General features: G+C 44.0%; 9 protein-coding genes. 4 read left to right on the top strand and 5 right to left on the bottom strand.

Annotation, left to right across the window (positions count from 1 at the left end):
* Positions 1-310: 310 nt before the first annotated feature.
* A complete protein-coding gene (locus tag F6J94_RS23750; protein WP_293044700.1) occupies positions 311-1,411 on the top strand; it encodes an SGNH/GDSL hydrolase family protein in 1,101 nt (366 codons plus the stop codon).
* A 305-nt stretch (positions 1,412-1,716) separates the two neighbouring features.
* On the opposite strand, the gene F6J94_RS23745 is transcribed toward F6J94_RS23750, so the two are convergent.
* Positions 1,717-1,884 carry a hypothetical protein gene (locus tag F6J94_RS23745; RefSeq protein ID WP_293044698.1) on the bottom strand — a complete coding sequence of 56 codons (168 nt, stop codon included), beginning with the start codon at positions 1,882-1,884 and terminating at the stop codon, positions 1,717-1,719.
* Between F6J94_RS23745 and F6J94_RS23740 the strand changes: the two genes are divergently transcribed.
* Positions 1,864-2,916, top strand: coding sequence for a M42 family peptidase (locus F6J94_RS23740; RefSeq protein WP_293024380.1), 1,053 nt, complete (start codon positions 1,864-1,866; stop codon positions 2,914-2,916). The genes F6J94_RS23745 and F6J94_RS23740 overlap by 21 nt on opposite strands.
* Positions 2,917-3,203: 287 nt before the next feature.
* Here F6J94_RS23740 and F6J94_RS23735 read toward each other — a convergent pair whose 3' ends face one another.
* Genes F6J94_RS23735 through F6J94_RS23725 form a run of 3 tightly spaced genes read right to left on the bottom strand, consistent with a single transcriptional unit; the run spans position 3,204 to position 8,578 of the window.
* Positions 3,204-4,721: a hypothetical protein gene (locus F6J94_RS23735; RefSeq protein ID WP_293044696.1), complete on the bottom strand. Its 1,518-nt coding sequence runs from the start codon at positions 4,719-4,721 to the stop codon at positions 3,204-3,206.
* On the bottom strand, positions 4,718-5,080 hold the full coding sequence (locus tag F6J94_RS23730; protein WP_293044694.1) for a hypothetical protein: 363 nt from the start codon (positions 5,078-5,080) through the stop codon (positions 4,718-4,720). The genes F6J94_RS23735 and F6J94_RS23730 overlap by 4 nt, the downstream gene beginning before the upstream one ends.
* Positions 5,081-5,113: 33 nt before the next feature.
* Positions 5,114-8,578 (bottom strand): CHAT domain-containing protein, encoded by a 3,465-nt coding sequence (locus F6J94_RS23725; protein ID WP_293044692.1) that lies wholly within the window; start codon positions 8,576-8,578, stop codon positions 5,114-5,116.
* Between the two features lie 70 nt (positions 8,579-8,648).
* Here F6J94_RS23725 and F6J94_RS23720 point away from each other — a divergent pair, with 70 nt between their 5' ends.
* Positions 8,649-8,783, top strand: a complete 135-nt coding sequence (locus F6J94_RS23720) for a hypothetical protein (RefSeq protein WP_293044690.1) — start codon at positions 8,649-8,651, stop codon at positions 8,781-8,783.
* Positions 8,784-8,924: 141 nt separating this feature from the next.
* Here the strand turns inward: F6J94_RS23720 and F6J94_RS23715 are convergent, their stop codons facing one another.
* Positions 8,925-9,263: a hypothetical protein gene (locus F6J94_RS23715; RefSeq protein ID WP_293044688.1), complete on the bottom strand. Its 339-nt coding sequence runs from the start codon at positions 9,261-9,263 to the stop codon at positions 8,925-8,927.
* 175 nt (positions 9,264-9,438) lie between these two features.
* Between F6J94_RS23715 and F6J94_RS23710 the strand changes: the two genes are divergently transcribed.
* Positions 9,439-9,603, top strand: coding sequence for a hypothetical protein (locus tag F6J94_RS23710; RefSeq protein ID WP_293044686.1), 165 nt, complete (start codon positions 9,439-9,441; stop codon positions 9,601-9,603).
* Positions 9,604-9,922 lie beyond the last annotated feature (319 nt).

Here is a 9,922-nt window from a genome sequence, read left to right as displayed (position 1 = left end):
CAGAAGTCAGAAGTCAGAAGTCAGAAGTCAGAAGTCAGAAGTCAGAAGTCAGAAGTCAAACTCTTGCGCTTACTTAGGTTTGAGACTTTTGTCATGTCCGCGCCTGCCCTGGCGACTGCTATATCAAGTCCGGTTAATCATGTCTAAAATGCTTGATCCTATGCCTGTGAATTTTGAATTTTGAATTGCTAATTGCTAATTGCTTATGGTTAGTTAATTTTCAAGGTTCAATTTACTATCAACCAAGAAGGATAAGTATTAAATCGGACATGAGCTGAGATAATTATCTGCAATTAAGTTAAATAACATCATGAAGACACAAATTGCCGCTACAGGATTAGTCTTTTTCTCTTTAATGTTGCCCCTGAGGGCAAATGCTGTCGAGTTGTTTAGCAAGATGTATATCTTTGGAGACAGCCTCTCTGATCAAGGCAATCTGTTTAATGCCACCGTAGAGCAAATTCCCCTCAGTCCACCCTATTTTGAGGGACGTTTTTCCAATGGGCCCAACTGGGTGGATTATCTTGCAGGGGATTTGGAATTAAACCCTACTCTGTTTACCACTCTTGGCTCAGGTGCTATCCCTACTGAAGGCATTAACTTCGCTTTTGGTGGTTCTACTACAGGCTCTGAACAAACTGCCCCTGTTCCCTTCTCTGGATTGGAAGTTTTACCAGGATTGCAACCGCAGATTGATGCGTTTACTCTTCCCCTAATACAAGCCGGTCAGTCTGCTGACCCAGATGCTCTGTATATAGTGTGGGCTGGTGCTAATGATTATCTACCCAACCAAGGCACTTTTGAACCATTTACAGACACTGACACCACCCTGGCAAATTTGTCAGATGCACTCCAAGACCTGACTGATGTTGGGGCTAAGACTATTATGGTCGTTAACTTGCCAGATTTGGGCAATACGCCCATTGCTCTGGGAGTTGATGGACGTGTTCCTGGTACTACCGATGCCCTCAACACCTTGATAGAAGACCATAATTCTGGTTTGTCTGAACTACTGGATCAATTCAGTCAGACTGCCGACTCAGATGTCAATATCATCCCGGTTGATGTTAATTCTATATTTAAGGAAATTCTGGCTCAGCCGAAGGAATTTGGTTTCACCAATGTCACTACTCCTTGTCTGAATATACCAGCACAATTTGTATGTGAGAATCCCGAAGAGTTTTTATTCTGGGATTTACAACATCCAACCACTGGTGTTTATCGAATCATTGCGGATTTAGCCCTATCAGCATTGAACGATCCACACCCAGATAATAACCATCCACACCCAGCTAATAACCATCCACACCCAACTAATGTTCCTGAACCAGCAATGGCTTTAGGTCTATTTGCTTTGGGGGCTTTAGGAATAGGTTCTAAGAGAATAGGGAAGAGGGGATCGGGAATTTAGAATTTAGAATTTAGAATGCGCGAATCGGGAATCGGGAATCGGGAATCGGGAATCGGGAATTGGGAATCGGGAATCGGGAGTCGGGAGTCGGGAATCGGTAAAAATCCTGGTAGTGCTATACAATTCCTGACTTTAGCTCCCGAAACCTTGACCAGACCAACGCCTAAATCACTACATCTTTACCACTATCATCAAAAAATACTAGGAGTTTTTTCCTACTATTACCTGTTCCGAAGCTCCCTCTAGATACCGTTTTCAATTAGATCATGAAACCCAATTCTGAGTTATCATAACATCAAAAAATCCTAGGTTTTCTTTCCTACTATTCCCGACTCCCGATTCCCGACTCCCGTTCCCCTCCTGGGAGGGGTTAGGGGTGGGTTCCGATTCCCGACTCCCGACTCCCGACTCCCTACTCCCGACTCCCTACTCCCTACTCCCTCTTCCCAACAATGACTAACAATTACAACCAACTGTTCAAAACCATAGAAGAGTTAGTTATGCACCATTCCCCTAGTGGTGCGGAAGGGGAAATTGACCAATTGTTACTGCATCGGTTTCAAGCTTTAGGGGTGGAAACTTGGCAGGATCGGGCGGGAAATGTAATTGCTAAAATCCCTGGTAAGGATGCTGGTGCCAGTCCCATTGCGATTACTGCTCATAAAGATGAAATTGGTGCGATTGTTAAACGGATTGGTGACGCAGGACGGGTGGAAGTGCGCCGGTTGGGGGGTTCTTTTCCTTGGGTTTATGGTGAGGGTGTGGTGGAGCTGTTGGGGGATAACTATACCATTAGCGGTATTCTCTCCTTTGGCTCACGTCATGTTTCCCATGAATCTCCCCAAAAAGCGTTGCAGGATGATGCTCCTCTACGTTGGCAAGATGCCTGGATTGAAACTAAATGTAGTGCTACAGAATTGGCAGAGGCTGGGGTGCGTCCAGGCACTCGTATGGTGGTTGGTAAACATCGTAAGAGACCTGTGCGCCTTAAGGATTATATTGCTAGCTATACCCTGGATAATAAGGCATCCGTGGCGATTTTGCTAAGCTTAGCCCAACGGTTGAAAACTCCAGCAGTTGATACCTATTTGGTGGCATCAGCAAAGGAGGAAGTCGGGGCAATTGGGGCTTTGTATTTTACCCAAAATCAATCTCTAGATGCGTTGATTGCTCTGGAAATTTGTCCGTTGTCTGCGGAGTATCCCATCGAAGATGGACCAGCACCAGTGTTGCTCTCTCAAGATAATTATGGCATGTACGATGAAGGGTTAAATCGGGAATTGCAACAAGCGGCAGAAAGTTGTGAGGTACCGATTCAGTTGGCGGTTATTGATGGTTTTGGCTCTGATGCTTCGATCGCCATGAAGTTTGGTCATGTTGCTCGTGCTGCTTGCTTGAGTTTTCCTACTCAAAATACCCATGGTTATGAAATTGCTCATTTGGGTGCGATCGCAAATTGTATCGAGATTCTTGAGACTTATAGTTCATTAAGAATTAAGAATTGAGAATTAAGAATTGAGAATTAAGAATTGAGAATTGAATTCACCATTATGCCTTCACCATTATGCCTTCACCATTCACCATTCTTCCTTCTTCATTCTTCCTTCTTCATTCTTCCTTCTTCATTCTTCCTTCTTCATTCTTCCTTCTTCCTTCTTCCTTCTTCATTCTTCCTTCTTCCTTCTTCATTCTTCATTCTTCATTCTTCATTCTTCATTCTTCATTCTTCCTTCTTCCTTCTTCATTCTTCCTTCTTCATTCTTCCTTCTTCCTTCCCTGGGAGCCTTATAAATTACCTTCCGTTCGGCTTTCTTCGCCACCACCAGACAATAATGCCTACAGGAGTTGCTAAGATAACTCCTACTAGGAGATGAAATACTATATCTAGGAAACTGTAGCCGACATAACTGGGAAGATTAGCGTCTTTGGAAACTGATAAAATTTTCTCGGTAGCATCAGAGGCAACTTGGGACGAAATACCGCTGACGGCTAAACCGGTACCGACTACGGTAACTACTAGTTCTAATTTTTGTTCCCGTTTTTGGGCAGCAGCTTCATTAGCTTGTAAGGTTTCCTGTAAAATGCGATCGCTTTCTGCTTGCTTAACCTCGATCATGCCCCGAATCGTGGCAGTCATCTGCTCAAATAAATGTTGAGTAGGTCTAAGGTAGTTGAGGTCTACTTCAATCTGAGTTTGAAATTGCTTGCAGGTGCGGTCAAGGAAGGTTTGTAGAAATGCCAGGTCATCATTGGGCAAACTCAATGCTTTAATGTTCTCTAACCTGGACCTATAGTTCTCGATGTTCGTAGTAATTGTAATTCTGTGGTCTTCCATGTCCCGGAGGTATTTAGCATAGTGAAATGCCCGTTGGGGTATTTCCTTGAGCCACTGGTTGAGTTCCTCTAGGGTTTCTTCAGGGGGTTGAATTAACTCATTAACCTTTTGCTCTAATTCCCTATAGAGTTCCAAGGCTTTATCATGACAGTGGCGAGATTGAGAATAAGCGTAAAGTATTTTACTGCGACAACCGAGCAAATTGAGCAAGGAGTGATAAGCCTCGACGGTTTTGCTCAAGGTTTCAGGATGAGAGTCTAACCACACCAAAATGTGACAGCGTTCCCTGGGCTTCTGTTTGTCGTTATCGTATTCAAAAATAGGACTACCGAAGAGTTGACCAGTTGCTGATGGTTGGAGATAGTCTGCTGTTTCCTTGACTAACGCTGCAACACAGTGATTAGCAAAGTCTTGATAGGCGGATTCTTCGACATTAACTGGTTTAGTAAATAGCAGTAGGGTCTGTCCGATGGAGGCTTGGATTTGGTCAGTGGGATTTAGCTGACTTAGCTGGGCTAACTCTACAGTTTCACGGTAACGTAGGGTCAGGTCAAGGGCATAGGTATCGTGAATGCGCAGGGGAGAAATTTCTCCCATCAGGCGCAGACCATTTTTATCTGAGTCACTGTGAAAACGCAGCTGACGGGCTTGATTTGATTGGGGGTCTTTCCTCACCAATTCCAGCCAATCATCTAGATAGGGTTTCTCCTCTGCTGTTGCTTCTTGGTCTTCATTGCTGGGATTGTAGTGGTACTGAGATTCTTTGGGATCGTAAGTGTAGCAGCGGAGTTGTTTTTTCAGAGATTTGAGGAGTTGGATGTTCCGCTGTTCCCCAAGGGCAACACATTGTTCCCACAGTTGGTTAGCATTGTCCATCACCTGTTGCTTGCCTTTGCTAATGTCTTGGCGAAGCTGAAAGGCGTAGAGGGTGAGGCTAGGATTTTGTGCTTTCCAAGCTGTGGGTGTCTGGTTCATTTGTTAGAGTCTGATGGTTTTTGCTCCTTAGTAGTTTCGGGGGAACTTTCCCGCATGTGGTTTTTTAGGAGTGGTTTGTAGTCTTCGGGTTTAGGTTTGGGATTGGATTCAGCTGGACCCTTTTGTTTTCCAAGAAGTGTTGAATCAAACATGCTATCTAGTTTATCATTTAAAGCACTAAGAATTTTAGGGTGTTTTTTGCACCAAGCATAGATGGCATCTGAGAGGGATGCAACATCTTCTGGAAACTTGTCTATTTGTTGATATAAATCAATCCTATTCTCAGGTAAAAAAACCGAAGGTTGGTCTTTGATTAGCTCAATAAAACCTTCGATGTTTTGTTCTGGTGTCAGTGACATAATAAAAATTAATAGATAAATATAGAATAAGGTTTATTTACCGATCGCACAAAAAGCAGCCCAGTAATAAGGTGATTGAAAAGGTTGTTCTTTCGGCTTCATGTTCCTGAACCAACGGAACAAGGCAAATTCCTGAGTACCAGTCAGAGAAAGATGCTTTGTCCACTCTTCTAATTCTTCTTTTGTAACATCCCGCAGCCAGGTTTGAGCTTGGTTGAGGGCAATGGCAACTGCACCGGTTTCTCTGGTAGGAAACTGACTTAGGTTTTGATAAAATTTAATCATTAAGAAGGCAGTGGGAAACTCATTTACTGTCCAAAGGCTGCTGACAACGCTGGGACTACCGGCGTAGAGGAAACCACTGGGCAAACTAATGTATTCATCGCTGCTGTACTCATCAGAAGTACTACCGAAAACTTTAGTAATGCCTGTTTCACAAGCAGAGAGGCTAACAAGGCGGCATTGATTGAGACTCAGTCCAAAGATTTCCGGTACGGTGAGCTGTCCATCTTCTGGACTGTCATCTTTGGCGAGAATCAGTGCTGATTCTAGGGGTGATTCTAGATTAAACTCACCATGACAAGAAAAATGATGACAGTGGGATAGGGGCATTTCTTGACTGGTCTTAACAGCAGCTTCGGTTGCATCCTGCTTGGCTAAGACTTGGCAAGAGTCGAATAACGGAAGAATGTTCTCAACTTCTAAGTCAGCGTAGTATAGGTCGTCAGTGGGGTTTTGGATAGCAAAGAGCTTAGTGAAATGGGGACGCTCTTGGTTTTGACTCAGTTGCAGTAATTGGCAACTGGGAGCATATCGAACTCCTTTGGGGAACAAGTCAAGTAAGTAAGTATTGTTAGTGTGGGCATTTTTCTCACTGTTGTTTGCCTGTTGCTCCCTATTCTTAATGGGCAATGCATGAAGGGGGAACAAATGTAAGAAGCGATGGGGGATAAGAATCAACTGGTCGCACTTTTGGGGGAGTTCAGCGAGAATTTCCTCAAGATGCAGAATCTGGGCTAGTCGTCTGAGTAGCTGATCTAGGTTAGTTTCCCACTGGTCTTTTTTCTGGTAGTAAGTAATCAAATATTCTTTAGTCAAATCAAATAGGGATTTGCGGTCTTCAGAAGAAAATTGCCTAACCTGTGGGTGCTGATTCTGACTGGTGATGATAAAGGTGAGAATCTGATTGTCTGTGATATACCACTGAATAATAGCAGTGTGGTCATCAATCAGCGTTTGGATATCACTAAAGGGAATCGGTTCAACCTGTTGGGTGAATTGAAAACTAAGATCTAGTTGGTTGATTTCCTTGAGTAAGTTATCCTGCTGCTGTTTTAAGCCCTTTAACCTTTGCTGGTTTGTCTTGATAGTTTCGTGGTATTTCTCCTCTGACTCCCGATTTCTAGTTACTATCTCTAACTCTCGCTGTATTACTGGGATTTCCCGTCGGAGTTGGTCTAGTTGCTGGCAGTGAGCTTGGTGAACCTCTGGGTTGGGGTAGCGATCGCGTTTAGGATAGAGGTTTTTGTTAGCTAGGAGTTCTACTAGGTTTCTGCCTTTGCTACGTTCAACATATTCAATTGCTTCGGTGGGTTTGTTGAGTTCCAGGCATACTTCTACCATGCTGCTGTAGAGTTTATTCCATTCTTCAGCTAGTTTTTGTTTATCTGCTTCGATGCCAGAACCAGATGCTATTTCGCTGCGCAGAGATTCTACTGTTTCAATAGCCTCAGCAAAGGTATGATAAGCATTGGTTAACTGTTGGGCATCTTGGTAGGCAAGCCCAAGGTTAAATAAGGTTTCGGCATGGTTTTGGGGAAAAGCCTCACGGGTGCGCACTTGCAAAGCGTTTTGGAAAGCATTGATGGCTGCTTCGAGGTTGTCTGCCTTCTCTCCCGTGATTCTGTCACTGTAGGCAATTGCCAGATTATTTTGAGTCATTGCCCAATCAACAGGAAAAGCCTCACGGGTGAGTACTTGCAAAGCAGCTTGGTAAGCTGTGATGGCGGCTTCAAGATTGTCGGCCTTCTGACCCCTGATTCTGTATAAGTAGGCATTTCCCAGATTATTTTGAGTGGTTGCCCACTCTTGGGGAAAAGCCTCACGGGTGCGCACTTCCAAAGCCCCTTGGAAAGCTTTGATTGCCTGTTCGAGGTTGTCTGCCTTCTGACCCCTGATTCTGTATAAGTAGGCATTTCCCAGATTATTTTGAGTGGTTGCCCACTCTTGGGGAAAAGCCTCACGGGTGAGTACTTGCAAAGCTCCTTGGTAAGCTGTGATGGCGGCTTCGAGGTTATCTGCCTTCTCACCCCTGATTCTTTGACAGTAGGTAGAAGCCAGATTATTTTGAGTGGTTGCCCACTCTTGGGGAAAAGCCTCACGGGTGTACACTTGCAAAGCAGCTTGGTAAGCATTGATGGCGGCTTCGAGGTTGTCTGCCTTCTCACCCCTGATTCTGTCACTGTAGGCAGAACCCAGATTATTGTGAGTCATTGCCCACTCTTGGGGAAAAGCCTCACGGGTGTACACTTGCAAAGCAGCTTGGTAAGCATTGATGGCGGCTTCGAGGTTGTCTGCCTTCTCACCCCTGATTCTGTATAAGTAGACATTCCCCAGATTATTTTGAGTCATTGCCCAATCAACAGGAAAAGCCTCACGGGTATACACTTGCAAAGCAGCTTGGTAAGCCTTGATGGCGGCTTCGAGGTTGTCTGCCTTCTCTCCCTTGATTCTGTTAGTGTAGGCATTCCCCAAATTATTTTGAGTCTGTGCCCAATCTTGGGGAAAAGCCTTACGGGTGCGCACTTGCAAAGCCCCTTGGAAAGCTTTGATGGCGGCTTCGAGGTTGTCTGCCTTCTCTCCCCTGATTCTCTGACAGTAGGCACTTGCCAGATTATTTTGAGTCATTGCCCAATCAACAGGAAAAGCCTTACGGGTAAAAACAGTGCCAACCACCTCATAGCCAGTCATGGCAATCTCTAAGTTAGTCGCCCTACTGCCTAGGGGAAACTCCTGAATCCGATTACTGAAATTGACAATATCTATGGCAATCCTTCGGGCTAGTTCTGGTTCTACTTCTGCCAGTTTCGCCGTTGCCCAGTCTCGCAACAGCACTGCCAAGTTATCATCTAGCTGATCTAGGTTTGTTTGCAGTAGGGGATAAACCACTTGCGGGTTACCGTTGCTTTTTTTAGTTGCCCGCAATACCTCCATCAGGAAGTTAAGTTGTGAGTTTGCAGTCGGCAATTGGGAAAAGGTAAAACTTGTTGATGACAATCCCAGGCCCTCAGCTAGCTGAGTGGCAACACTGGTTAAATATTCAGCAGCATCTTTATCTCCCTCCTGTGCCAACGACTCCGCCACCTGTTGCATCACCTGCACCAACTCCTCATCTACCAAATCCTGGTGGGAGTTCAAAACCTCTACTTCCTCGCCACTGGGACAATTCAGCAGGTCTTGAATCAGACTCACATAGGCTTGGAGGCGCTTTTCATCCATAGTGCAAAGCAGGTGTTAACCAATAGCTGCTGGAATCAATTATTATTATATTATAGCAGTTTTTAATTAGGTGAGGTACAGAGTTTCTGGTTTTAGGGAACAGGGAACAGGGAGCAGGGAACAGGGAATCTGGAATCTGGAATCTGGAATCGGGAATCGGGATCATTCTTCTGTCAAACTGAGGTCAAACCTTGATTTTTCGTAGGCTGAAATGAGGCAAATTGGTTCGATTATCCCAAAGTGACAGAACAGGGATAGCACTACCCATTAAAGTTAGGATATTGATAAAAGCACCAAAAGCTGTTGTAGTCAAAGTTCCCTGTTCCTTCCGACTTTTGCAAGAAGTCTAGTTTAGCTCTGATTCAGCACTGTCAATAGTTCGACGAATCCGTCGTTTGCGCTCACTTTTACGCACACCCCCTGCCATTTCGTATTCAAAGCTGTTTTTGCCATACTTAACAGCAACTGCCAATAGCATTTTCTCACTGATGTCTGTCAATACCTCTTCTGCTTCTAAAAGATTATTATAAGCCCCATCAATAGTTGACAGCATAGTGTTGTAATTTTCTAACTTTTCTCGCACAGATTGGATAGAAGCTTCCAACTGCTGAATTGTCATTCCATTGCCTAAATCCAGCCTAGCATTAATAGATTTAAGACTAGCAAGTCGCCGTTCTGCATTCATCAATTTTCTTGAACTTCGCTTGAGTCGAGCCATATATTATCTTGCAATAGTTAACATCACATCAACTATATTGCCCCAAAAAAACTAGCAATGTAATCAGAAAAATCCTCATAAAAACTGGAAGTACTTGATAGAATTTTTTTGAGGCGTTCAGTGAATTTATTGATATAGCGCTATGGGCAAGGGCATCGGGCATCGGGCATCGGGCATCGGGCATCGGGCATCGGGCATCGGGAAAACAATCCCTTGTAAGCTACTCCCTACTCCCTACTCCCTACTCCCTACTCCCTACTCCCTTTGCTATAGCACTGATAAAACCGCCAACTGTACTGGCATGTGAGAAAATGGTACTCGTTAAGAACAAATCCGTACCTTTTTTTAATACACAAGTACTAGTGCATTATCAACAAGTACTATTTACTGATAAAAAAGTACTGATATGTGATAAACTAGTACATTTTAACGAAAAACTAGTACTTGTTTGTTATACACCAGTACTAGTTAACGAAAACGAGTACTGTTATATGATAAACTAGTACTCGTTTGTTATACATGGGTACCCGTTTGTTATACACCAGTACTAGTTAGCCGTTAATGGGTACTGTTATATGATAAACTAGTACTAGTTTTTCGTTAAAATGTACTAGTTTATCACATAA

Source organism: Moorena sp. SIO1F2, assembly GCF_010672755.1.
Taxonomy (GTDB): Bacteria; Cyanobacteriota; Cyanobacteriia; order Cyanobacteriales; family Coleofasciculaceae; genus Moorena.
This window is presented reverse-complemented; position numbering and strand designations above follow the sequence as displayed.